The sequence below is a fragment of the Streptomyces antioxidans genome, from assembly GCF_000968685.2.
GTDB classification, from domain to species: domain Bacteria; phylum Actinomycetota; class Actinomycetes; order Streptomycetales; family Streptomycetaceae; genus Streptomyces; species Streptomyces antioxidans.
In genome coordinates this window covers 1-24,323 of record NZ_LAKD02000015.1, presented here as the reverse complement: position 1 = coordinate 24,323, position 24,323 = coordinate 1, and the positions used below count along the sequence as shown (strand labels likewise).

General features: G+C 70.0%; 22 protein-coding genes and 2 tRNA genes. 11 read left to right on the top strand and 13 right to left on the bottom strand.

All coding sequences use genetic code 11. The features are described from left to right. Positions 1-133 precede the first annotated feature (133 nt). Positions 134-511 carry a winged helix-turn-helix transcriptional regulator gene (locus VT50_RS07930; protein WP_046088796.1) on the bottom strand — a complete coding sequence of 126 codons (378 nt, stop codon included), beginning with the start codon at positions 509-511 and terminating at the stop codon, positions 134-136. Positions 512-625: 114 nt separating this feature from the next. Between VT50_RS07930 and VT50_RS07925 the strand changes: the two genes are divergently transcribed. After that, a complete protein-coding gene (locus VT50_RS07925) occupies positions 626-1,285 on the top strand; it encodes an FMN-dependent NADH-azoreductase (protein WP_046088795.1) in 660 nt (219 codons plus the stop codon). 216 nt (positions 1,286-1,501) lie between these two features. On the opposite strand, the gene VT50_RS07920 is transcribed toward VT50_RS07925, so the two are convergent. Then, positions 1,502-1,588, bottom strand: a tRNA-Leu gene (locus tag VT50_RS07920). Between the two features lie 326 nt (positions 1,589-1,914). Between VT50_RS07920 and VT50_RS07915 the strand changes: the two genes are divergently transcribed. From VT50_RS07915 to pknB, 6 genes are all read left to right on the top strand, one after another. Further along, positions 1,915-2,763 carry an FhaA domain-containing protein gene (locus VT50_RS07915; RefSeq protein ID WP_046088794.1) on the top strand — a complete coding sequence of 283 codons (849 nt, stop codon included), beginning with the start codon at positions 1,915-1,917 and terminating at the stop codon, positions 2,761-2,763. Positions 2,764-2,773: 10 nt separating this feature from the next. Continuing rightward, positions 2,774-3,301 (top strand): FHA domain-containing protein FhaB/FipA, encoded by a 528-nt coding sequence (locus VT50_RS07910; RefSeq protein ID WP_046088793.1) that lies wholly within the window; start codon positions 2,774-2,776, stop codon positions 3,299-3,301. A gap of 75 nt (positions 3,302-3,376) precedes the next feature. Continuing rightward, a complete protein-coding gene (locus VT50_RS07905; protein WP_046088818.1) occupies positions 3,377-4,984 on the top strand; it encodes a PP2C family protein-serine/threonine phosphatase in 1,608 nt (535 codons plus the stop codon). Between the two features lie 22 nt (positions 4,985-5,006). Next, complete coding sequence (locus VT50_RS07900; RefSeq protein ID WP_046088792.1) at positions 5,007-6,419, top strand: FtsW/RodA/SpoVE family cell cycle protein; 1,413 nt, start codon at positions 5,007-5,009, stop codon at positions 6,417-6,419. Further along, complete coding sequence (locus tag VT50_RS07895; RefSeq protein WP_046088791.1) at positions 6,416-7,888, top strand: peptidoglycan D,D-transpeptidase FtsI family protein; 1,473 nt, start codon at positions 6,416-6,418, stop codon at positions 7,886-7,888. Before VT50_RS07900 ends, VT50_RS07895 begins: the two co-directional genes overlap by 4 nt. A 164-nt stretch (positions 7,889-8,052) precedes the next feature. Continuing rightward, entirely contained in the window at positions 8,053-10,059 is a 2,007-nt protein-coding gene (gene pknB, locus VT50_RS07890; RefSeq protein WP_046088790.1) for a Stk1 family PASTA domain-containing Ser/Thr kinase, read from the top strand. 112 nt (positions 10,060-10,171) lie between these two features. On the opposite strand, the gene VT50_RS07885 is transcribed toward pknB, so the two are convergent. From VT50_RS07885 to VT50_RS07865, 6 genes are all read right to left on the bottom strand, one after another. Then, complete coding sequence (locus tag VT50_RS07885; protein WP_046088789.1) at positions 10,172-10,912, bottom strand: class E sortase; 741 nt, start codon at positions 10,910-10,912, stop codon at positions 10,172-10,174. Positions 10,913-10,954: 42 nt separating this feature from the next. Continuing rightward, positions 10,955-12,490 (bottom strand): class E sortase, encoded by a 1,536-nt coding sequence (locus VT50_RS07880; protein WP_046088788.1) that lies wholly within the window; start codon positions 12,488-12,490, stop codon positions 10,955-10,957. Further along, a complete protein-coding gene (locus VT50_RS07875) occupies positions 12,487-13,137 on the bottom strand; it encodes an aminodeoxychorismate/anthranilate synthase component II (protein ID WP_046088787.1) in 651 nt (216 codons plus the stop codon). The genes VT50_RS07880 and VT50_RS07875 overlap by 4 nt, the downstream gene beginning before the upstream one ends. Next, positions 13,134-13,310 (bottom strand): hypothetical protein, encoded by a 177-nt coding sequence (locus VT50_RS39540; protein ID WP_046088786.1) that lies wholly within the window; start codon positions 13,308-13,310, stop codon positions 13,134-13,136. Before VT50_RS39540 ends, VT50_RS07875 begins: the two co-directional genes overlap by 4 nt. An 84-nt stretch (positions 13,311-13,394) precedes the next feature. Continuing rightward, complete coding sequence (locus VT50_RS07870; protein ID WP_046088785.1) at positions 13,395-14,072, bottom strand: class E sortase; 678 nt, start codon at positions 14,070-14,072, stop codon at positions 13,395-13,397. Between the two features lie 61 nt (positions 14,073-14,133). Beyond that, positions 14,134-14,904, bottom strand: a complete 771-nt coding sequence (locus tag VT50_RS07865) for a DUF881 domain-containing protein (RefSeq protein ID WP_046088784.1) — start codon at positions 14,902-14,904, stop codon at positions 14,134-14,136. Between the two features lie 145 nt (positions 14,905-15,049). Here VT50_RS07865 and crgA point away from each other — a divergent pair, with 145 nt between their 5' ends. Continuing rightward, a complete protein-coding gene (crgA, locus tag VT50_RS07860; protein ID WP_046088783.1) occupies positions 15,050-15,307 on the top strand; it encodes a cell division protein CrgA in 258 nt (85 codons plus the stop codon). Between the two features lie 456 nt (positions 15,308-15,763). Here the strand turns inward: crgA and VT50_RS07855 are convergent, their stop codons facing one another. After that, positions 15,764-16,648 (bottom strand): rhomboid family intramembrane serine protease, encoded by an 885-nt coding sequence (locus VT50_RS07855; RefSeq protein ID WP_046088782.1) that lies wholly within the window; start codon positions 16,646-16,648, stop codon positions 15,764-15,766. Between the two features lie 112 nt (positions 16,649-16,760). Further along, positions 16,761-17,294: a peptidylprolyl isomerase gene (locus VT50_RS07850; RefSeq protein WP_046088817.1), complete on the bottom strand. Its 534-nt coding sequence runs from the start codon at positions 17,292-17,294 to the stop codon at positions 16,761-16,763. A 297-nt stretch (positions 17,295-17,591) separates the two neighbouring features. Here VT50_RS07850 and VT50_RS07845 point away from each other — a divergent pair, with 297 nt between their 5' ends. Then, on the top strand, positions 17,592-18,314 hold the full coding sequence (locus tag VT50_RS07845) for a DUF5324 family protein (RefSeq protein ID WP_046088816.1): 723 nt from the start codon (positions 17,592-17,594) through the stop codon (positions 18,312-18,314). Positions 18,315-18,459: 145 nt separating this feature from the next. Here VT50_RS07845 and VT50_RS07840 read toward each other — a convergent pair whose 3' ends face one another. After that, positions 18,460-19,611: a response regulator gene (locus tag VT50_RS07840; RefSeq protein WP_046088781.1), complete on the bottom strand. Its 1,152-nt coding sequence runs from the start codon at positions 19,609-19,611 to the stop codon at positions 18,460-18,462. A 575-nt stretch (positions 19,612-20,186) separates the two neighbouring features. Then, positions 20,187-20,259, bottom strand: a tRNA-Ala gene (locus tag VT50_RS07835). 118 nt (positions 20,260-20,377) lie between these two features. On the opposite strand from VT50_RS07835, the gene VT50_RS07830 reads away from it, so the two are divergent. Both VT50_RS07830 and VT50_RS07825 read left to right on the top strand, forming a co-directional pair. Beyond that, the gene (locus VT50_RS07830; RefSeq protein WP_046088780.1) at positions 20,378-20,923 is read left to right on the top strand and encodes a helix-turn-helix domain-containing protein; all 546 of its coding nucleotides are present in this window, start codon (positions 20,378-20,380) and stop codon (positions 20,921-20,923) included. Positions 20,924-20,968: 45 nt separating this feature from the next. Further along, positions 20,969-22,708, top strand: a complete 1,740-nt coding sequence (locus tag VT50_RS07825; RefSeq protein ID WP_046088779.1) for a serine/threonine-protein kinase — start codon at positions 20,969-20,971, stop codon at positions 22,706-22,708. A gap of 35 nt (positions 22,709-22,743) precedes the next feature. Here VT50_RS07825 and VT50_RS07820 read toward each other — a convergent pair whose 3' ends face one another. Continuing rightward, positions 22,744-24,096 carry a hypothetical protein gene (locus tag VT50_RS07820; protein WP_079343785.1) on the bottom strand — a complete coding sequence of 451 codons (1,353 nt, stop codon included), beginning with the start codon at positions 24,094-24,096 and terminating at the stop codon, positions 22,744-22,746. Positions 24,097-24,323 lie beyond the last annotated feature (227 nt).

The window sequence follows — 24,323 nt, the reverse complement described above, 5'->3', positions numbered from 1 at the left end:
CGACCCACCCCGTCAGAGCCTGTGGAAAACCTTGACGATCATGGCAAAACCCCAGATCAGAACGCGGTCCCCGATCAGAACGCGGGCCCCAGATCAAGAAGCGGGCAGGCCCCGGATCAAAAAGCGCTCCGGCTCAGCCCCGGAACTGCTTCGGACAGTCCTCACCGCCCGAGGGCAGATGGTTCTCCGCCCACCGCGACAGCTCCTTCAGCGCGGGCTCCAGCGCCCTCCCCGCGTCCGTCAACCGATAGGCCACCCGCAGCGGCGGCCCCGCGTCGACCTCCCGCACCACCAGGCCCGCCGTGGTGAGCTCGGTGAGCCGGTCCGACAGCATCCGCTCGCTGATCCCCGGGATGGCCCGCCGCAGTTCGGCGAAGTACGCCCCCTGCTCCGTCAGCACGGCCACGATCAGTCCCGTCCATCGCTTGCCGAACAGCTCGAAGAACCGCGTCATCTCGCCGTCGACCTGCTTGCAGGCCTGCTCGTTGTGGTCCCCACGATCCTTCGCCATGGAATACAGACTACTGCGTTCTGGTTCGGGACTACGAAAAAGTAAGCTACTGTGCCTTCTGTAGGTACGTAGGTATTACTGGCTCCTTCCCGAACCTTGTCACTGGAGGCATCCATGCCGACCCTTCTGCACCTCGACACCTCCGTCTTCCCCGGCGAAGCCTCCGCTTCCCGCTCGGTCACGGCCACCTTCCGCAAGGAGTGGGAGGCCCAGCACCCGAGCGGCACGGTGATCTATCGCGACCTGGCCGCCGAGCCGCTGCCACACCTGGACGGCCTCGCTGCAGCCGCCGGTTTCGCCGCCGCCGACCAGCGCACCTCCGAGCAGCACGCCGCCTTCGCCCTCCGGGAGACCCTTGCCGGGGAGCTCGAGCAGGCCGACGTGGTCCTGATCGGCGCCCCCATGTACAACTTCACGATTCCCTCCACCCTCAAGGCGTGGCTGGACCACGTGATCATCATGGGCCGCACCTCGGGCGGCGGGGAGACCACCACCTCGGGCACCCCGGCGGTCGTCGTCGCCAGCCGCGGCGGCGGTTACGGCCCGGGCACCCCGCGGGAGAGCTTCGAGTTCGTGACGAACTACCTCGGGAAGGCCCTGGGCGAAGACGGCCTCGGCCTCGATGTCACCTTCGTTGTGCCGGAACTCACGTTGGCCCGTACCAATCCGGCCATGGCCGATCTGATCGAGCTCGCTGACGCCTCCAAGACGAAGGCCCACGAGGACGCCGCGGCCAAGGCCAAGGAGCTCGCCACGCGCTTCGCCGCCGCCTGATCCGACCGGCCCGCCCCAGCCCGATCCGACCGTTCCGCCCGACCCGCCCAACCAGCCCGCTCCGGTCCTACCTGACCTCAGGCGGCTCAGACGGCCCAGACAGCAGGGGTCTCCCCTCCTCGGGGAGGCCCCTGCCGCTTTCTGAGGAAGTCCGGGACAAACGCGAAGCGGGCCCCTCCGAGCGACTTTCGTCACTCCGGAGAGACCCGCTCCGACTGGTGCGCGAGGGGGGAGTTGAACCCCCACGCCCTTTCGGGCACTGGAACCTGAATCCAGCGCGTCTGCCTATTCCGCCACCCGCGCATGGGTGCCGCCGTCCGGCCACTCGCCCCGCTCCCCGATCCGATCTTCGTGATCCGCCCGGTCCGTGTGGAGCGCCTTCCGACATCCAGAACACTAGCACGCCCCCTGGGGTGCGATCACACCCGTTACCGGGGCCCCCGCACCCACCCGTCCGTGGAGCGTCACGGTTGCGGGACACTGTCGTCAGGGCACCTCTACGATCCCTGTGAGGGGTGACACTGCTCCACAGGGCCAGGAAGGGGAACCACCCGATTTCCCGACGCGTGGATACGATCAGTAAGCAGTACCAGGACGACCCAGAGCACGACTGAGGAAGGAGGTGCCCGGTGGGAGTACTGAAACGCTTCGAGCAGCGTCTCGAGGGCCTCGTGAACGGCACCTTCGCCAAGGTGTTCAAGTCCGAGGTCCAGCCGGTCGAGATCGCCGGTGCGCTCCAGCGCGAGTGCGACAACAACGCCACGATCTGGAACCGCGACCGGACGGTCGTCCCCAACGACTTCATCGTCGAGCTGAGCGCGCCCGACTACGAGCGGCTCAGCCCGTATTCCGGCCAGCTCGGCGACGAGCTGGCCGGAATGGTCCGCGACTACGCCAAGCAGCAGCGATACACCTTCATGGGCGGCATCAAGGTCCATCTGCAGAAGGCCGATGACCTCGACACCGGCCTGTACCGGGTGCGCAGCCGGACCCTGGCCTCCAGCGAGTCCCAGAGCCCGGAGCAGCCCGCGGCGGGCCGCGCCGGTGCCGGAGTGGCCCCGCAGCAGCGCCCCGGCGGTTACGGCTACCCCGCCCAGCCCGCCGGTGCCCCGCCGATGCCGTCCGCGCCCCCCGCCGCCCGTCCGGCGCCCCGCGGCGGCGGAGCGGCGGCCGGAGCCGGAGTCCAGCCGCAGGGTCAGACCCGGCGTTGGATCGAGATCAACGGCACCCGCCACCAGATCTCCCGGCCCACGCTGGTCCTGGGCCGCTCCACCGACGCTGACGTGCGGATCGACGATCCCGGTGTCTCCCGCAGACACTGTGAGATCCGGGTCGGAACCCCACCGACCATCCAGGATCTCGGGTCGACGAACGGCATCGTGGTGGACGGACAGCACACCACGCGCGCTACGCTCCGCGACGGCTCGCGGATCGTCGTGGGCAGCACCACCATCGTTTACCGGCAAGCCGAAGGGTGAAGCGGGGGCAATGTCAGAGCTGACCCTCACGGTCATGCGGTTGGGTTTCCTCGCCGTACTGTGGCTGTTCGTCATCGTGGCCGTCCAGGTCATCCGCAGCGACCTGTTCGGGACCCGCGTGACCCAGCGCGGTTCCGCGCGGCGCGGCGGCCCGGACCGGCCGCAAGCGCAGCAGCAGCAACAGCGGCAGCAGAGCGCGCCGCCGCCGCAGCGCCAGCAGTCCGGGGGCCGCGGCCGCCGCGGTGCCCCCACCAAGCTGGTGGTCTCCGAGGGCACGCTCACCGGCACCACGGTCGCCCTGCAGGGGCAGACCATCACCCTCGGCCGTGCGCACGATTCAACAATCGTGCTGGACGACGACTACGCCTCCAGCAGGCATGCCAGGATCTACCCCGACCGTGACGGCCAGTGGATCGTCGAGGATCTCGGGTCCACCAACGGCACCTATCTCGACCGGACCCGACTCACCACACCGACACCGATTCAGCTGGGTGCGCCGATCCGTATCGGCAAGACCGTCATCGAGCTGCGGAAGTAGTAGGACCATGACGACCGGAGGGTGGGCAGCGTGGTTGGCAAGGGGCTGTACCCGGAGCCGACGGGCGAGGTGCGCATGAGTCTGTCACTGCGTTTCGCGGCCGGATCGCACAAGGGCATGATCCGGGAGGGGAACGAGGATTCCGGCTACGCCGGTCCCCGGCTGCTCGCGATCGCCGACGGCATGGGCGGGCAGGCCGCCGGTGAGGTCGCCAGCTCCGAGGTGATCTCCACCCTCGTCCAGCTCGACGACGACGTCCCGGGCTCGGACATCCTGACGTCCCTCGGCAGTGCCGTACAGCGGGCCAATGACCAGCTGCGCGTCATGGTCGAGGAGGATCCGCAGCTGGAGGGCATGGGCACCACGCTCACCGCCCTGCTGTGGACCGGCCAGCGGCTCGGTCTGGTGCACGTGGGCGACTCGCGCGCGTATCTGCTGCGCGACGGGGTGCTCACCCAGATCACCCAGGACCACACCTGGGTGCAGCGCCTGGTCGACGAGGGCCGGATCACCGAGGAGGAGGCGGGCACCCACCCGCAGCGCTCCCTGCTGATGCGCGCGCTGGGCAGCGGCGACCATGTGGAGCCCGATCTCTCCATCCGCGAGGTCCGGGCCGGTGACCGCTATCTGATCTGCTCCGACGGCCTGTCCGGCGTCGTGAGCCACCAGACCCTCGAGGACACCCTCGCCAGCTACCAGGGCCCCCACGAGACCGTGCAGGAGCTGATCCAGCTCGCCCTGCGCGGCGGCGGCCCCGACAACATCACCTGCATCGTCGCGGACGTCCTCGACGTCGACGGCGCCGACACCCTCGCCGCCCAGCTCAACGACACCCCCGTGATCGTGGGCGCGGTCGCCGAGAACCAGGTCCCGCTCGGGGACGGCGGCGCCGCGCACACCCCCGCGGGCCGGGCCGCCGAGCTCGGCCGGTCCGTACCGCCGCAGCAGGGCGACGCGCACGGCGGCTTCGGACCGCCCGGCAGCGGCGCTCCGGCCATCGGCGGTATGCCGCATGGCAGTTACGGCGACTACGCCGACGGCGACTTCACCAAGAAGGGCGGCGGCAAGACATGGGCCAAGCGGTCGCTCTTCATCGTGCTCGGCCTCGCCGTGATCGGTGGCGGCCTCTACGGCGGCTATCGCTGGACCCAGACGCAGTACTACGTGGGCTCCAATGGCGACCATGTCGCGATCTACCAGGGCATCAGCCAGGATCTGGCCTGGATCAAGCTCAACAAGGTCCATGAGGACCACCGCGAGATCGAACTCAAGTACCTCCCGGCCGACCAGCGCGGCCGTGTGGAGGACACCATCACGGTCAGCGGACTGGGCCAGGCCCAGGACAAGACCAAGGACCTCGCCACCCTCGCCAGCGCCTGCAAGAAGGCCGACGCCCAGAAGAGCGCCGAGGAGAGCCAGAAGGACCTCACCCCCGGCGACAAGGGCAAGGGCAAGGACAAGGACGACAAGGCGCCCAGCGGAGGTGGCTCCAGCAGCGCCGACCCGTCCCAGAGCAGCGGCGGCAAGCCCGGGGACCAGAAGAACGAGAACCAGCTCGGGGCGCACGCAGCCAAGGCCACCAGCAAGCCCACGCCGACGGCATCTCCCACTCCGCAGCCCGGCCCCACCCTCTCGGAGGAGGAGAAGAAGTTGGTCCCGCAGTGCAGCAGCACCCAGCAGTGAAGCCGTAAGGGGCCGTCCACGCATGAGCAGTAGTACGACCAACACGACGACGATCAGTACGGCCGGGCCGCCGAGCAGGCGGAACACCGAGCTGGCCATGCTCGTCTTCGCGGTGATCATCCCGGTCTTCGCCTACGCCAACGCGGGTCTGGCGCTCAGCGACGAGATGCCCTCCGGCATGCTCAGCTACGGCCTGGGCCTCGGTCTGCTGGCCGGGGTCGGCCATCTGGTGGTCCGGAAGTTCGCGCCGTACGCGGACCCGCTGCTGCTGCCGATCGCCACGCTCCTCAACGGGCTGGGGCTGGTGCTCATCTGGCGTCTCGACCAGTCCAGGCGGCTGGCCCAGCGGGCGGAGGACGCCCATACGGTCTTCTCGCCCTCGGCGCCCAACCAGCTGATCTACTCGGCGCTGGGCGTCGCCCTCTTCGTCGGCGTGCTGATCCTGCTCAAGGACCACCGTCTCCTCCAGCGCTACACCTACATCTCCATGGTGGTGGCGCTGATCCTGCTGATCCTGCCGATGTTCTTCCCGGCCCGCTTCGGCGCCCGCATCTGGATCACCATCGGCGGCTTCTCCATCCAGCCCGGTGAGTTCGCCAAGATCATCATCGCCGTGTTCTTCTCCGGCTATCTGATGGTCAAGCGGGACGCGCTCGCCCTGGCCAGCCGCCGCTTCATGGGCCTGTACCTGCCGCGCGGGCGCGACCTCGGCCCGATCCTGGTGGTCTGGGGGATCAGCATCCTCATCCTGGTCTTCGAGACCGACCTGGGCACCTCGCTGCTGTTCTTTGGCCTCTTCGTCGTGATGCTGTACGTCGCCACCGAGCGCACCAGCTGGATCGTCTTCGGTCTGCTGATGTCCGCGGCCGGAGCGGTCGGCGTCGCCACCTTCGAACCGCACGTCCAGTCGCGTGTGGACGCCTGGCTCGACCCCTTCGCGGTGGCCAAGGCCGGAGGCAGCGACCAGATCGCCCAGGCGCTGATGGCCTTCGGCTCGGGCGGCGTCTTCGGCACCGGCCTCGGCCAGGGCAACTCCGACCTCATCGGCTTCGCCGCCAACTCCGACTTCATCCTGGCCACCGTCGGCGAGGAGCTGGGGCTCGCGGGCACCATGGGGCTCCTGCTGCTCTACGGCCTGATCGTGGAGCGTGGTGTGCGCACCGCCCTCGCCGCCCGTGATCCGTTCGGCAAGCTGCTGGCCATCGGCCTGTCCGCGGCCTTCGCCATCCAGGTCTTCGTCGTCGCGGGCGGTGTGATGGGCCTCATCCCGCTGACCGGTATGACCATGCCGTTCATCGCATCGGGTGGTTCGTCCGTCATCGCCAACTGGGCGCTCGTCGCCATTCTGATCAAGGTAAGCGACACCGCGCGCCGCCCGGCGCCGATGCCAGCCCCCACCACAGACGCCGAGATGACCCAGGTGGTCCGACCGTGAACAAGCCCCTGCGCCGAATCGCGATCTTCTGCGGACTCCTCGTCCTCGCCCTGCTGGTGCGGGACAACTGGATCCAGTACGTCCAGGCCGACGACCTGAAGAACCACGAGAGCAACCACCGGGTCCTGATCGCCCGTTACAGCCAGCCGCGCGGCAACATCATCGTCGACGGACAGCCGATCACCGGATCCGCCGAGACCAACGGCATCGACTTCAAGTACAAGCGCACCTACAAGGACGGCCCCATGTGGGCGCCGGTCACCGGATTCGCCTCACAGGCGTACGGCGCCAACCAGATCGAGAACATCGAGGACGGCATCCTTACGGGCAACGACGACCGCCTCTTCTTCAACCGGACGATCGACATGGTCACCGGCAAGAAGCAGAAGGGCGGCGACGTCATCACCACCCTGAACCGCAAGGCCCAGGAGGCCGCGTTCCAGGGCCTCGGTGACAAGAAGGGCGCCGTCGCCGCGCTCGACCCGCGCACCGGCAAGATCCTCGCCCTCGCCTCCACCCCGAGCTACGACCCGTCGAAGATCGCGGGCGCCACCTCCAAGGACAAGAAGGCGTGGCTCGGGCTCCAGCCGAAGACGGACAAGGACGACCCGATGCTCAACCGGGCGCTCCGTCAGACCTACCCGCCCGGTTCGACCTTCAAGGTCGTCACCGCCGCGGCCGCGCTGGAGAACGGCAAGTACACCGACATCGACGCGGCGACCGACTCCCCGGACCCCTGGAAGCTCCCGCTGTCCAGCCAGAACCTGCCCAACGAGGGGAACATCCCCTGCAAGAACGCCTCGCTGCGGCAGGCACTCCGCTACTCCTGCAACACGGTCTTCGGCAAGCTCGGTGACGACCTCCGCCAGGAGAAGGTGCGGGAGGAGGCCGAGAAGTTCGGCTTCAACGAGACGGTCGACACCCCCGTCCGCGCCTACGCCAGCGTCTACCCCGAGGACATGGACCGGCCGGGCAACGCGATGTCGGCCATCGGCCAGTTCGACAACCGGGCCACCCCGCTGCAGATGGCGATGGTCGCCGCCGCCGTCGCCAACGACGGCAAGCTGATGAAGCCGTACATGGTCGACTCGCTGCGCGCCCCGAACCTCAACACCATCGAGCAGACCGACCCGGAGCAGATGAGCCAGCCGCTCACCTCGGAGAACGCCCAGAAGCTCCAGAGCATGATGGAGACCGTGGTCAAGGAGGGCACCGGCACCAGCGCCCAGATCCCGGGCGTCACGGTCGGTGGCAAGACCGGCACCGCGCAGCACGGCGTCGCCAACAGCAAGAACCCCTATGCGTGGTTCATCTCCTACGCCAAGGGGGAGGACGGCTCGCCGGTCGCGGTCGCGGTCGTCATCGAGGGGTCCAACACCCTCCGCGGCGACATCGCCGGCGGCAAGCTGGCCGCCCCGATCGCCAAGCACGTGATGCAGGCCGTACTGGCGGCCGAGAGCGACAAGTGACCCCCGTCACGTCCGGATATCAATCCCGCACGTCGCCGTACCGGTCCGGTATCAGATAGCCACTGGGGCCGGGTCCCGTAAGACGTGCCGGGTACCGTATGCGCGAGCAGCACTTCGCCGGCCCACTGTGCGGCCGGGAACCACGGAAGAGGGCTGGAGTAGCTATGGAAGAGCCGCGTCGCCTCGGCGGCCGGTATGAGCTGGGCTCAGTGCTCGGCCGCGGTGGCATGGCGGAGGTCTACCTCGCGCACGACACCCGCCTCGGCCGTACTGTCGCTGTGAAGACGCTCCGGGCGGACCTCGCCCGCGATCCGTCCTTCCAGGCCCGGTTCCGCCGAGAGGCCCAGTCGGCCGCCTCGCTCAACCATCCCGCGATCGTCGCGGTCTACGACACCGGCGAGGACTACGTCGACGGCGTCTCGATCCCGTACATCGTGATGGAGTACGTCGACGGTTCCACGCTGCGCGAGCTCCTTCACTCGGGTAGAAAGCTGCTCCCCGAGCGTTCGCTGGAGATGACCATCGGCATCCTCCAGGCCCTCGAGTACTCCCACCGCAACAACATCGTCCACCGGGACATCAAGCCGGCCAACGTCATGCTCACCCGGAGCGGCCAGGTCAAGGTGATGGACTTCGGCATCGCCCGGGCCATGGGCGACGCCGGTATGACCATGACGCAGACGGCCGCCGTCATCGGCACCGCCCAGTACCTCTCCCCCGAGCAGGCCAAGGGCGAGACCGTCGACGCACGCAGCGACCTGTACTCCACCGGCTGTCTGCTCTATGAGCTGCTGACCGTAAGGCCGCCGTTCGTGGGCGACTCCCCGGTGGCCGTCGCCTATCAGCACGTGCGGGAGGAACCTCAGCCGCCGAGCACCTACGACCCCGAGATCACCCCGGAGATGGACGCCATCGTCCTGCGGGCACTGGTCAAGGACCCTGACTACCGCTACCAGTCGGCGGACGAGATGCGCGCCGACATCGAGGCGACCCTGGAGGGCCGGCCGGTGGCCGCCACCGCCGCCCTGGGCGCGGTCGGCTACGGCTCGGACGACCAGCCCACCGCGATGCTGCGGCCGCAGAGCTCCGGCGCCGGGGCGCAGACCTCGATGCTCCCGCCGATGCGCGAGGACGACGGCGGCTTCGGCTACGACGAGCGACCGGACCGCGGTCGGGGTCGCGGGGGCCCCGACAAGAAGAGCAACCTGTCGACGATCCTGCTGATCATCGCCGGGATACTGGTGCTGGTCGGTGCGATCTTCATCGGGAAGTCGCTGTTCGCCGGCGGTAAGAACGACGACATGGTCCAGGTTCCCAACCTCGTCGGCAAGACGTTCGAGGACGCCAAGAGCCAGGGGGAGAACGGCGACTTCAAGGTCAAGAACGTCGGCTCCAGGTTCTGCGAGAAGGCGGAGAAGAACACCGTCTGTGAGCAGACCCCCAAGAGCGGCAGCGAGGTCAAGCGGTACGGCACGGTCGAGCTGACCATGTCCAAGGGCCCCAAGCCCGCGGCCAGGGTCGAGGTTCCCGATGTCCTGAACGTGCAGTACGAATCGGCCAAGCAACAGCTCGAGGCCAAGGGCTTCAACGTCGAACAGAAGACCGAGCAGTCGGACCAGACCGCCGGCAAGGTGATCGACCAGGACCCGAAGGGCGGCAAGAAGGTCGCGAAGGGCACCACGGTCACCCTGACCGTCGCCAAGGCCCAGGAGAACGTCGTCGTGCCGGATGTGACCACAAAGAAGGTCGAGGACGCCACGAAGTCGCTCGAGGGGAAGGGCCTCAAGGTCCAGACCCAGGAGGCCGACAACGGCGACGTCGAGGCCGGCACGGTCACCGACCAGAACCCCAAGGGCGGCCAGGAGGTCCCGCCCGGCTCGACGATCACGCTGATCGTCGCCAAGGCACCCGCGGACGGCGATAACGTGCCGGTGCCCAACCTGGGCGGCAAGAAGCTCAACGAAGCCAAGAAGGCGCTCCAGGACCTGGGCCTCAACGTGGGCAACATCGCCGGTCCGCAGGACGACAACGCGACCGTGGTGGCCAGCCAGCCCGGCGCGGGCACCCAGGTGCCCAAGGGCCAGTCCGTGAACCTCATCACGGTCGGCGGGCAGGGCGGCAACGGCGGCGGTGACAACGGCGGCATCATCGGCGGCCAGAACGGCTTCTAGCCAGCCTCCGGGCACCGTGTGGCACGGGGAAGCCCCCGGCACCCTCAGAGGGGCCGGGGGCTTCCCCGTGTGTGCTCAGGGGTCTGCGTGCGTGCTCAGGGGTCTGCCGGGGCTAGCGCAGTTCCTTGGGGGGCGTGCGGCGCGCGTCGACCTTCTCGGTGCGCTCCAGCTCGCCCCACACGATGTAGCGGTGGCGGGAGGTGTAGACGGGGGTGCAGGTCGAGAGCGTGATGTAGCGGCCCGGCCGCTTACGGCCCGACTCCTTCGGGACCGCGTCCAGCACGTCCACGTTGTACTTCGAGGTCTCCGGCAGCGTCGCGTAGACCTTGTAGACGTACCAGGTGTCACGGGTCTCGAAGACCACCGGGTCGCCCTCGTGGACCTTGTCGATGTCGTGGAACTTCGCGCCGTGCCCGTCCCGGTGCGCGGCCAGGCTGAAGTTGCCCTTCTCGGCCCACGGCATCGCGGACTTGACCGGCTTGGTGTAGTAACCGGCCACGCCGTCGTTGAGGGTTTCGGTACGGGTGCCCTTCTTGACCAGCACCTCACCGTTGTGCATGGACGGCACGTGCAGAAAGCCGATGCCGCTCTTGGTGTCCAGCTTGCCCGGCCCCTGCCGCGCCCAGTGTCTGCGCACCTGGTCGCCCTGCTTCTTCGCCTCGCGGTCGGCCAGGACGTTGGTCCACCACAGCGAGTAGACGACGAACAGGGCGAGGATGATCCCCGCGGTGATCAGCAGCTCGCCGAAGACGGCGATGGCCGCGGCCACCCGGCCGCGGCCGGTACGGCGGCTGGGCGTTGCGGGCGGGCCGGGGTGCTGGTCCCGCCGCTCATCGTGGTCGGTCCGTGCCACCGCGTCGTACCCCTTTTTTCCTGGTTACCCGGCTGTTCCCGCTCATTCGACCAGCGCGTCCGGCTTTCCCTCGCTACGCGGCCGCTCCTCGACCATCTTGCCCCAGACGATCATCCGGTAGGTGCTGGTGAACTCCGGGGTGCAGGTGGTCAGCGTGATGTACCGCCCCGGTTTGGTGAAGCCGGAGCCGGGCGGCACCGGCTTGATGACGCCCGTGTTGGACGGCGGCGTCTGCGGCAGGATGCTGCTCATCGCATAGGTGTAGTACCGGCTCTGCGTCTCGACGACGATCTCGTCGCCGGGCTTGAGGCGGTTGATGTAACGGAACGGCTCGCCATGGGTGTTGCGGTGCCCGGCGAGCGCGAAGTTGCCCTTCTTGTCCCACGGCATGGCGGTCTTCAGCGGGCTCTTGCCGTAGTGCCCGACCATGCCGCGGTCGAGGACCTTGTGCTTGTCGATGCCCTCCGCGATCGGGGCCTTCACATCCAGCTTGGGGATGTAGATGATCGCGAACCCCTGTCCGGGGGAGAAGGTTCCCGGGTTCCGCTCGTCGCCGCTCTCGTCCCACTTCTTCTGGAGGTTGTTCGCGGCGCCGTCGGCCTGCTGATGGGCGAGGATGTTCGTCCACCACAGCTGATAGGTGACGAAGAGCAGCATCAACACGCCCAGCGTGATGAACAGCTCGCCGACCACCCGGCTCGCCACCACCCCCGGGCTGTCCTTGCGCGCCCGCGCGGCGCGCCTGGCCTCCATACGGGTGCGGGGCCGGGCGTCCCCGGCGCTCCCCGCGCCCTCGGCGGCCCGGGTAGCGCCCGAGCCACGCTTTCCGGCATGCTTCCCGGCCTCCTGGGCGGCCCTACGGCGGGCGGCACGGCCGCCGGGCGCGGGCTCGGGCTCGGAATCGCCGTCCCGGTCCGCCCCGACCTTGCGCAGCAGCATGGTCTGGTCGGCGGGCGGTGGCTCCACGGCGCGCAGGGCCACCGTCTCGTCGTCGCGCCGGGGCGGCACCGGGGGCAGGACGGCCGTCTCGGCGGCCTCCGGGGCACGTGCGGACGCCTCGCCAGGGCGTGGGTACGCCTCGCCGGACCGTGGGCGTGGGGGCGGTCCCGGGGCGCGGGCGGGCGTCTGAGGGGCGTGTGCGGGCCCTGAGGGCCCCGTGGGGACCGTACGGGCGCGGCGGCGCCCGGTGGGCGGCCCGGCGGCCTCAGCGGCCTCCTCCGCCCCCGAGGGGAGCCTACGGGCGCGTCTGCGCCCCGTGGGCGGACTGGCCGCCTCAGCTCCCTCCTCCGGCCCCGCGGCGGCCGGACGGGCGCGCCGCCTGCGTCCTGTGGGCGGCGGCACCGCGAGGGACGCGGTGCCCAGGGAGCGCCCCGTCGGCCCGGCCGGGGCGGAGTCCGGCTGCGGGTCCCACAGCCCCTCCGCGGCCGCCGCCGGGAACGCGTCCGGGTCCCCCTGGGTGCCATGCGCACCAGGAGCGGGATGCTGCTCATGAGACCCGTACGGCGCATATGGCGCGTACGGGGCGGGCTCTCGGGCGCCCTGGGCGGCGCCCTCGCGCTCGGGGCGCGGTCCGGTCACTCGCCGGCCTTACCGCCGACCGCCCCGACCACCGGGGCGAGCCCCGCGGACCGCCCCACGGCATCCGTGTCCCCGCACTCCACCAGCCAGTTGGCGAGCATCCGGTGACCCCATTCGGTGAGGACCGACTCGGGGTGGAACTGGACGCCCTCGACCCGCAGTTCACGGTGGCGCAGACCCATGGCGATGCCGGTCTCCGTCCAGGCCGTGATCTCCAGCTCGGGGGGTACCGTCCCGCGTTCCACGGCCAGCGAGTGATAGCGGGTGGCGGTGAAGGGGGTGGGCAGTCCGCCGAAGACGCCGGCTCCCTCATGGGTCACCAGCGAGGTCTTGCCGTGCAGCAGCTCCGGGGCCCGTCCGACGACTCCGCCGTACGCGACGGCCATGGACTGCATCCCCAGGCAGACGCCGAACACCGGTACGCCGGTGCGCGCGCAGTGCCGCACCATGTCGACGCAGACGCCCGCCTCCTCCGGAGTGCCGGGCCCGGGGGACAGCAGGACTCCGTCGAAGCCGTCCTGGGCGTGGCCCAGGGAGACCTCGTCGTTCCGCACCACCTCGCACTCGGCGCCGAGCTGGTACAGGTACTGGACGAGGTTGAAGACGAAGCTGTCGTAGTTGTCGACGACCAGGACGCGCGCGCTCACCGCGGACCCCCCATCCCCTGGTCGACCGTGACGTCGTTGAACGGCAGCAGGGGCTCCGCCCAGGGGAAGACGTACTGGAAGAGCACGAAGACGATCGCCAGCACCAGTACGAGCGAAATCAGCGCCCGCATCCATGCGTTACCCGGCAGATGCCGCCAGATCCAGCCGTACATGCCATCCCTACTCACCGATGACGAAGTCGATTGCAGCACCGGAGTGCAGCACCAGAGTAAGGGGCGAGGGGTGTGGCCGGAGGGTCAGCTGTACAAAGCCTTGGGCTTGCCTTGGGCTACGGATTGGGTCGCGTCGAGGTGTGCCCAGGTGATCAGCCGGTGGCTGTGGCCCCACTCCGGCTCGCAGGTCGTCAGCGTGAGATAGCGGCCGGGGCGGCGGAAGCCGGAGGCCCGCGGCACCGGATCGATCACCCCGGTGTCGGTCGGCAGGGTGCGATAGGGCCGCCGGTCGACGCGGTAGGTGAACCAGGTGGTGCCGTCGGTCAGCACCACCGCGTCACCCGGACGGAGCTGGGGGAAGTCCTTGAAGGGGTCGCCGTAGGTCCGGCGGTGCCCGGCGACGGCGAAGTTGCCGAGGGCGCCGAGGCGGGCAGTGCGGGCGTAGTGGCCGAGGCCCTTCTTCAGGGTGCCGGTGGCGGTGCCCTCGAGGACGGGCTTGGCCCAGTCGGCGCCGAAGCGCGGGATGTACATGATCGAGAAGGAGGCGCCGGGCTCATGGCGGCGGGGCCGGGACGGCGGCTCGGCACCGGTGCTGACCGTGCCGGTGGCCCAGCGGTCCTGGAGGTGGTCGATCTCGCCGTCCATCGCGCGGTCGGCCCGTACGGAGGTCCAGTACAGGACGTAAACCACCAAAAGGATGATCAGGGCTCCGAGGGTGACACAGATCTCACTGAGCGTCCTGACGATCAGCCGCGTTCTCATCGGCCCCCACTGTCCGCCCCTGCCCGCCCCGCCGACGCGGTGCCGCGGCGGGGCGCCGGTGCTATCCGATGGGCTGTGCCTGGTGCAGATCCACTGTGCCGGAGTAGCCGGGAAGAGTCACCGTGTCGTGCTGGTCGACTTTCCAGCCGAGGCCGTACGCGTCGACATAGCTGCGGTAGTTCTGGATCGCGGACGAGGCGGTGAGGGCGGCGCTCAGCCTGCCCCGGTCCCCCACGGCGGTGACCTTGTAGGGCGGCGAGTAGACCTGGCCCTGCAGGATCAGGGTGTTGCCGACGCAGCGCACCGCGCTGGTGGAGATCAGCCGCTGGTCCATGACCTTGATCCCCTCGGCGCCGCCCTGCCACAGCGCGTTGACCACGGCCTGGAGATCCTGCTGGTGGATGACGAGATCGTTGGGCTGGGGATCGGGGACGCCGGGGATCTGCGGGGTGGCGTTCGGCGGGGCGTCGGTGAGGGTCACGGTGAGCCCGGGGCCGGTGAGCTTCTTGGTGCCCGCGGTCTTCTCCAGCTCGGCCCGCTTGCGGCGCTCGGCCTGGCTGCTGCCGTTGTCCCGCCGGGCGAGGGCGTCGACCTCGGAGCGTATCTTGGCGGTGCTGTCGCCCAGGGTGCCGTTCTTGCGACTGCGCTCCTGGATGAGATCGGAGAGCCGCAGCATCGATTCATCACTGCGGAGATTGGTGCCCTGGGCGGTGTTGAAACTGGTCCAGAAGATCACTCCGGCCAGCGCGAAGACCGCTCCGGTCAGCAGCCGTACGGGGCGGAACCGGGGGCGGCGGGACGCCGGGGCGGGGGAGTCAGCGGAATTGCTCAACGTACCCTTACTCCTTACGACGCCGCGGAAGGACTACGCTAACGGACGTGTGGGGGAGGGACGTGGTCCCCGTCGCTGTCCCGCCCCGGCGCCGTCCGTACACATCCCCGCGCGGTCACGCAGCGCATCGACAGGAGAGTTCCTCGTGCCGAAGTCACGGATCCGCAAGAAGGACGACTTCACGCCGCCGCCGGCGAAGACGGCGACCAGCATCAGTCTGAACAGCGGCCGCCGGTGGGTGGCGCCGCTGATGCTGGCCATGTTCCTGATCGGCCTCGCGTGGATCGTCATCTTCTACGTGACCACGGGGGACATGCCGGTCGAATCACTGGGGAACTGGAACATCGTGGTCGGCTTCGGCTTCATCGCCGCGGGGTTCGTCGTCTCCACCCAGTGGAAGTGACCCGGCGGTCCCCACGCTCGTCCCCAGCTTCGTCCCCAGGTTGTCCACAGAGTTATCCACAGCCGGGGAAAACTCAGAAGATCTGTGGATAACCTCTGCCGTGTTGACGCCGGTGTGACCGGCTAGGGACGTCTGTTCGATCGTTCATACCCCCGCCTTCCTGCGAAAACGCAGGTCAGTCGGGGGGCGTACGCAAGTTCTCCACAGGTTGCGTAAGATCCGCCACGCGCTGTGGACAACTGAGCGGGTCGGGCTCATCCCAAGTGGCCCAGGGCCGACCGCTCATCGGTCGGCCACTCCGCTCAGCCGAGGGGCTGCGGCTACGGCCGGTGGGCTCCAGCCCGGCGGCCCCTCACCACCCAGGGGCTCAGCCGGTGACCCCAGCCCGTGGGCTCCGACCGGGGTGGCCCGTGGGCTCCGACCGGGGTGGCCCGTGGGCTCTGACCGGGGTGAGCCTCAGCCGGTGAGCTGCACCGTCCGGATCCACACCATCGCGACGATTGCGAGCAGCACCAGGACGCAGGTCCCCCGCTGCACCAGCGCCCGCTTCTCCCGGGGCGCGTGCACCATTCCGTACGCCACCACCGTGCCCGCGACCAGGCCGCCGACATGGGCCTGCCAGGCGATGCCGGACCAGGTGAAGGTGAAGATCAGATTCAGCGCCAGCAGCGCGATGACCGGCCGCATGTCGTAGTTCAGCCGGCGCATCAGCACGGCGGTGGCGCCGAGCAGACCGAAGATCGCGCCGGAGGCGCCCAGCGACGGCTGGTTCTGCGCGGCCAGGAGATACGACAGCGCGCTGCCGCCCAGCCCCGACAGCATGTAGAGCACGATGAAGCGGACCCGGCCGAGCGCGGCCTCCAGCGGGCCGCCGATCCACCACAGCGAGAGCATGTTGAAGGCGATGTGCATCAGCTGCTGGTGGAGGAAGACCGAGGTCACCAGCCGCCACCACTGGCCCTCGGCGACGCCGACGACCTGCACCGTGCCGGGGTCGTAGGCGCGGCCGACCAGGTCGAGATCGTTCACCAGCCGGTCGCCCGCGGACAGCGCGGCGAGCCATATCGCGATGTTGATGGCCAGCAGGATCTTGGTGATCAGCCGGGGATCCGAGGCCATCGTGCCGCCGGCCAGGGTGCGCGGCTGAGCGGCACGCGGCGGGGGACCGGCGGCCGAGGCCCCGGACCCGGCGGACGCCCGTCCGCTCACACACTCGGGGCACTGGAACCCCACCGACGCGCTGATCATGCACTCGGGGCAGATCGGGCGCTCACAGCGGGTGCAGCTGATGCCGGTCTCCCGCTGGGGGTGCCGGTAGCAACAGACCGCCTGGTCCTCCATGGTGTCCCCTCGCCCCTTGTCCACTTCTCATCGGGCGTTCCCCCGCCCCGCTTGTTCACACGGACACTTGTTCACACGGACAAGCGGGGCCTGAAAGTTCCCCGGTACGGGGTCAGCCCTCGCGCGTCTCCACGACCACCGACTCGATGACGACGTCCTGGAGCGGACGGTCGGTGCGCGGGTTGGTCGCGGTGCCCGCGATCGCGTCGATGACCTTCTTGCTGCCCTCGTCGACGACCTCGCCGAAGATGGTGTGCTTACCGGTCAGCCACGCGGTCGGGGCGACCGTGATGAAGAACTGCGAGCCGTTGGTGCCCGGGCCCGCGTTGGCCATCGCCAGCAGATACGGCTTGTTGAAGGCCAGGTCCGGGTGGAACTCGTCGCCGAACTCATAGCCGGGGCCACCGGTCCCGTTGCCCAGTGGGTCACCGCCCTGGATCATGAAGCCACTGATCACCCGGTGGAAGACGGTGCCGTCGTAGAGCTTCTCCTTGGCCTTTTTGCCAGTGGCTGGGTGGGTCCACTCGCGACTGCCTTCGGCCAGTTCGACAAAGTTCTTGACCGTCTTGGGCGCGTGATTCGGCAGCAGCCGGACCACGATGTCGCCGTTGTTCGTCTTCAGGGTGGCGTATAGCTGCTCGGCCACGATCAACCTTCCATCGTTTTCACTTACGTCTCCTGATCCTCGCACGGACGCAAGGTGGACGAGTAGCCGCTGAAGCGGCCCCGGGCGCGCCGATCCGCGCGGTTTCCACGAGAATCCTCCCTATGACCCAGATGCCCGGTCACACATGCTGGCCATGCTGCGAACGGGCATGATCTCCACAAACAGGCATGATCTTTCTTGGGATGGAAACACGAAACTGGGCAAATAGAGCGCGCAACGAGAACGCACGACTCTGAACCCCGGAGCTTGACCCACGCCACCGAGGAGGAGGATCCCGTGACCCGCATTGACAGCGTGCGAGCCGCGACCGGCACAGCCAAGGGCAGCGTCCTGCACGCCGCGGAGGCGGTGGCGCCCTATGCCGGCACGGCCAAGGACACCGCGACGCGCTACGCGCACGAGGCCCGCGTCCGGCTGGCGCCGAAGGTCTCGACCGCGGCACACCAGGCCCGGTGCACGGCCGGTGCTCAGTACCACACCCATATCGCGCCCCGGCTCGACCAGGCCCGCGGCACCCTGCCGCCGAAGGTGGACGAGGCCGCCACACGGGCCGCCAAGCGAACCCGTAAGGCCGCACGCCACGCCGCCGACTACACCGGACCGCGGGTGGAGCAGGCGATGGCCGGGGTGCGCGCCGCGGCGGGACCGGCGCGCGAGGAGGCGGCCGTCCGCACGGCGGCGGCCATCGCGGCGCTGCGCACCCATGTGACGGCCGCGGAGATCGAGAAGCTCGCCCGGAAGCACCGCCGCCGGGCCCGGGCCGCCCGCTTCGCCAAGCGGGCGACCGTCATCGGGCTGATCGGCGCGGGCGTCTTCGCCGCGTGGAAGTGGTGGGACAGGCAGGCCAACCCCGACTGGCTGGTCGAGCCCCCGGCGGCGACCGAGGTGGGCGACCGCGAGCGGCTCTCGGCGGTGGACGGCAGTGACCAGGGCTCCCTCGACCCCGAGGTGCAGGCCAAGCAGGCCGAGGCCGAGGCCCGCAGGGACGACGAGCGCTGACAGCGCTGCCGGCGCCGCCTCGCGGCGCCCGGCGCGAGCCCTCCACGAGGGGCGGGAGATCAGCCGATCTCCCGCCCCTTCGTCTTTCTCCGGCCCGTTCCTCCGGCCCGACTCCGGCTTGGCTCTGGCTCGGCTCCGGCCCGACTCATGCTGCCGGGTCCTCCCCCTGGGATCGACGCTGCCGCCGCTCCAGGAAGATCTCGGTGAAGACCGAGACCTTGGCCCGCAGCGCCCAGGGGTCGAACGGCTTGGCCATGTAGTCCACCGCACCGGCCGCATAGCCCCGCGAGGAGTGCTCGGGATCGGAGCCCATCGCGGTGAGGAAGATGATCGGGATGTCGCGGTTACGGGGGCGGCGCTTGATGTGGGCCGCCGTCTCATAGCCGTCCATCTCGGGCATCTGCACATCCAGCAGGATCACCGCGAAGTCGTCGTGGTCGAGCAGTGCCTTGAGGGCTTCCTGCCCGGAGGTCGCGGTCACCAGCTCCTGGTCGAGCGTGGCCAGCACGGCCTCCATGGCCAGAAGATTGTTCTGCTGGTCGTCCACCACCAGGATCTTCGGCCGCGGCCCCATGACCCGCTGGGACACCACGGGCCCCTCCCGTCCCATGGGCTCCTCCTCCTGCTGGGGCACCGCCGCCGGGCGCTGGGACTCCACCATGGCCAGCTGCCGCTCCAGGACCAGACAGCGCTCCTCCGCCAGCCGCCCCCGCAGTCGCACCTCGTCCAGCTCCTCGGTGAGCCGCCGCACCTCCCGCCGGAGCAGATCCCGCTCCTTGATCAGCTCCTCCCGGTCCGGGATGTCCCGCTCCAGCGCGTCCGCCCGGGCGCGCTCCGTCGCCCATGCCGCCTCGGCCTGGTTCAGCCGCACCTCGAGATCGGCGATGCGGTGCTTGAGGTCCAGCAGCGCCTCGCCCAGCACGTCCTGGTGCGCCATGGAGACCCGGGCGTCCCGGTCGGCGTCGGCCAGCTGGATCTGCAGGATCTCCATGGCATGCCCGGGGGAGCGGCTGGTGCGGACCGCGGCCCGGTGCAGCTCCCGCACCAGCTCGATGGCGGCCGGGGTGGGGGCGACGCCCCGCCGCTCGGCGAGATCGGTGAACAGATCGAAGACGAACTCCCACGGCGGGATGCGGGTGCCGTTCAGAAACCGCGAGATGGTGCTCGGATCCCGGTGCCTGCGCACCGCGTATCTGCGCACCGATACCCCGAGCCCCAGGAACAGCTTCCTCAGCTCCACAGCGAACGCCCGGCACTCCTCGGGCAGGTTCCCGCCCAGCGGATGCAGCTCACCCATCGTGTCCCCCTGTACGGCGCACCGCGCCGATCAGACGACTCCCGGGCGATCTGCCCGAGTTGTGGAAAACACCCTGGAGCATCCCGCGGGTGTTGCGCCGGGCAATGACAAGAGTGGCAACACCAGGGGCTCGTGTCGGGCGCCGGTCACACCGGACCGCCAACGCCTCTGATACGTGCGCCCCCCTGCGGGCCGGAGGGGGCGAGCCACTTCTCGAGGCGCAGAGTGCGGGGCCGTTGCCCAACGGCCCAGCGGTGTTGCTGAATACAGGGCGGAAGACCGTCGGGCGGCGGTCACGTTTACGTGCAGGCGGCCCCGCGGACACTCGCGACGGGGGCCCTCCCGTGGTGTGGCCCTCCCGGGCGGGGACCCCGGGCTCTACTGAGGCGGAATCCGCAGCGCCGGTTTGGGAGCAGCGTCGCCCCTCGGGGTCTCGCTGTACGAAGTGCGTACCCGATAGTCCAGGGTCACACCTGTTTCATTTAGGTGATCCCACTGGGGTTGTGGACTCTATGGGGACTCTAACCACGGAAGCGCCCTCCAAGATGATCATCTGGAGGGCGTCTCATCAGGGGTGGAGCCTAGGAGAGTCGAACTCCTGACATCCGCCATGCAAAGACGGCGCTCTACCAACTGAGCTAAGGCCCCTTCGCCGATCAGGATACCTGGTACCGACCACCATTCCCGACCGGGTATCGCTCGTGCGTAGCGCTCTCCGTAGGATGCCACGCAAGATTCGCGGCAGCGAAGCGAAGGGGAGAGCGAGATGGACGCAACACAGCAGGATGCCACCGCGCGCGCACGGGAGCTGCAGCGCAGCTGGTACGGGGAGCCGCTGGGGGCGCTCTTTCGCCGTCTCATCGACGATCTCGGCCTGAACCAAGCCCGTCTCGCCGCCGTCCTCGGTCTGTCCGCGCCCATGCTCTCGCAGCTCATGAGCGGCCAGCGCGCCAAGATCGGCAACCCCGCCGTGGTCCAGCGGGTGCAGGCGCTGCAGGAGCTGTCCAGCCAGGCGGCGGACGGCAGGGTCAGCGCCGCCGAGGCCGCCGAGCGCATGGAGGAGATCAAGAAGTCGGCGGGCGGCTCGGTCCTCAACTCCACCCAGACCACGGCGAGCACGGGCGCCCCGACCGTACGGCGAGTGGTGCGCGAGATCCAGTCGCTGCTGCGGTCCGTGGCGGCCGCGGGGGACATCATCGATGCCGCCGACTCCCTCGCCCCCGCCCACCCCGAACTGGCAGAGTTTCTCCGTGTGTACGGCGCCGGGCGGACCGCCGACGCGGTCGCCCACTACGAGGCGCACCAGAGCTGACGGGCTGAACTGCTGACGAGTCGATGACGGGGCGGGCACGGCGCGATGGGTGAGATCTTCGCGGGCCGGTACGAGCTGGTGGACCCGATCGGGCGTGGGGGCGTGGGCGCGGTATGGCGCGTCTGGGACCACCGCCGCAGACGGTACGTGGCAGCGAAGGTGCTCCAGCAACGTGACGCCCATACGCTGCTGCGCTTCGTCCGGGAACAGGCCCTGAGGATCGATCACCCCCATGTGCTGGCACCGGCCAGCTGGGCGGCCGACGACGACAAGGTGCTGTTCACCATGGACCTGGTGGGCGGCGGCTCGTTCGCCCATCTCATCGGGGACTACGGCCCGCTGCCGCCCCGCTATGTGTGCACCCTGATCGACCAGCTGCTCTCGGGACTGGCCGCGGTGCACGCCGAGGGTGTGGTGCACCGGGACATCAAGCCCGCGAACATCCTGCTGGAATCCACCGGGACCGGGCGGCCGCACGTCCGGCTGTCCGACTTCGGCATCGCGCTGACCAAGGGCGAGCCGCGCCTCACCGAGGCCAACTACGTGATGGGCACGCCTGGTTACTTCGCGCCCGAGCAGATGATGGGCGACGATCCCGACTTCCCGGCGGACCTCTTCGCCGTCGGACTGGTGGCGCTCTATCTCATCACCGGGCAGAAGCCGGACGGGGAGGCGCTCGTCAAGCTCTTCGAGCAGGGGGTGCCGAACGCACCCACCGCGGTGCCCGAACCGCTGTGGCAGGTGATCGCGGGACTGCTGCAGCCGGACCCCGAGAACCGCTTCCGCACCGCCACCGGCGCGCGGAAGGCGCTGGCGACGGCGGTCGACCTGCTGCCCGAGACCGACCTGGACGACGATGCCATCGAGGTCTTCGACCAACTCGGTCCGCTGCCAGACGGATTCGGCCCCGACGGCCCCACCCGGCCGCGCCGCCGCCATGCGAAGGCCGACCCGCCCCCGGGCAACGGCCCGGCGCCGTCCCGGCCCCAGTCCGCCGCCGACCCGGACCCCGCCGGCGCGGTAGCTACCGGACCCGGCGCTGCCGCTCCCCAGCAGCCCGCCGCTCCGCAGCCGTCCATGTCCGACACAGGCAGCTTCACCCTCCCGCCGCCGCTCCCCCGGAACGACCAGCCGCGCGCCACGCACACCGAGCCCCCAGGGGCTCCTGGAGCCCCTGGGACGCCGTCCTCCGGCGCGCCGCCCGCTGACGGCGCCTCGCCCTCCGAGGCCCAGCACCCCGAACTCCCGCACGCCCAGACGCCGCTGAACCGGACCCCACCACCCCAGCCCGCGGGTCCACCGACGCCGACGCCCCCGCCGCCGAGCGCCCAGCCCGCGACTCCGCCCCCGCCGGTCCAGCGGCCACCGATACCCCACCCGCTGACCCCGCCGACCCCCTCGACGGCGGCCCCGATACCACCGGCCCCTCAGCCGCCCGTGCACCACCCGCACCACGCACAACAGCAGCCCCCACACTCCGTACAGCCGGTGCAGCATCCGCACCCGCATACGCCCACCCCCGCTCCCGCTCCGAACGCGACTCCCACGCCGACACCGACACCCACGCCGACCCCGACTCCGGCACCGGCACCGACACCGACACCGACACCGACACCGCTCCCGCGTGACTTTCCTTCTACTCGTCCATACACCGCGGAGCGGCCGCGGGTTCCCCCCACGACGCGGCGGCGCCCCGGACCGTCCCGGAGGGCCACGTTCACGATCCTGGCCGTGGCGGCGCTGTGCTTCGCCATCGGCGCATGGGCGCTCGTGGCCGCGGGCTGACCCCGCCCCAGACCCCAGCCCGCAACAGCCCCCGACTACCAGGCAGATGGCGGCCCGTACCGCTGCCGAGCCGAGGCCCGGCGCCGGGCGGTGAGCGTCCACACCCCGAGCCCGAGCACCAGCGCCGTCCCGGTGCCGATCCCCGCGTACCCCACCGCCCGGAGCACGTCCTTCGAGTCGGTGACGCCGGAGGCGGAACGGCCTATCGGGTCGCCGTCCGTCGCGATCGGATGCCGCTTGGCCGCCCGCCGGTCGGCCGCCGTGAGGCCGAACCCCGCCTTGACCGGGTCCTCGTCGTAGGTGGGCCCGCCGCGCGCCTCGCCCGCGACCCGTACCCGCAGCACGACCGGCACCTCACCGTTCAGATGCGGGGCCACCTGCGGCGGGTTGACGGTGACCGCCAGGAAGTACCCACCGCTGACGCTCATCGCGCGGACCGTGGAGCCGGTGTTCGCATACCGGTTTCCGTAGGCCACCGGCGCGGTGGCCACCTGGGTGCGGGGCGACTCGCCGTCCTGCGCCGCGGGGGTGCCCCGCTTCGCGAGCCCGCGCGCCGGGTTGTAGGCGTGCAGCGCCAGTGCGCGGTCGAGCAGACGGGTGCTCTGGTCCTTGCCGTCGGCGGACAGTTCGGCGACGGCGGAGAGGCGCTGCCCCCAGTCCACGGGCACCCGGTAGAAGTGGGTCTCCCCCGGCGTGACGTCGTCCCTCCACACCCCGGTCCCCAGGGTCGGCGCGTCGGTGAACCCTCGCCCGCCGCGCCTCGGCAGCGGAGTGCCGTCCGGCGCCTCGGGCGGCGGCGAGCTCGAACTCCCCTCCGGTGCCGCCCCCGTGGCTCCGCCCTTGACCGGTGGCTCCACCATCAACCGGAGCTCCAGCGGCCAGCGCTCCGGGTCCGGTGCCCCGTCCTGGCGCTCCACGGTCACCACATAGCGCCCCGCCTGGTGGCAGGAGGCCGGGCCGGAATCGATCTGCCGGGAGGCGTAGTCGGCCAGGGGATAGGCCACGCCGCTCGTCTCGATCTTCGGAGAAGCGGTGCCGCAGACGGCTCCGTCGGGGCTCTCCAGGGTCACCTTCACGCCATCGCGGTACGAGGTCACCTGCGCGCCCGGCCGGGGTGCCGCGACCGCCGAGACATAGGCGGCTGACGTGGTGTCGAGCGACACGCCGTAGTACCGCTTCTCGCCCGGCCCGACGCTGTCGACGTAGGTGCCGCCGGGCGCCAGGGAAGGCGCGCCCGCCTCACCGTCGGAGCCGGATATCCGGGTGCCGCGGGTCTCGTACGCCCGGGCCCCGTCGGCGCTGTCGGCGAGGGACGTCCCCGGTGCCGCGGCCACCGCGCACAGCGCCGCCGCGACGAAACCGGCCCTGACCTTGCGGCGGTCCTTCATCGCCCGTCACTCCTCGTCGTACAGGCCGGTCGGCCCGCTCAACTTTGCCTGTGCAAGCTATTCGTTTGCGAGAGTGAAACACGAAGACCCCCCGTCATCCCATCCCCCGCACCCCCGGCCCCCCCACCCTGGCGCCACCGCGCCACCGCGCCAGTAAAGCCGACGAGGCCCCGACCGCTCCAGCGGTCGGGGCCCCGCACTAGGACTGTTGTAGGAGCTCACACACC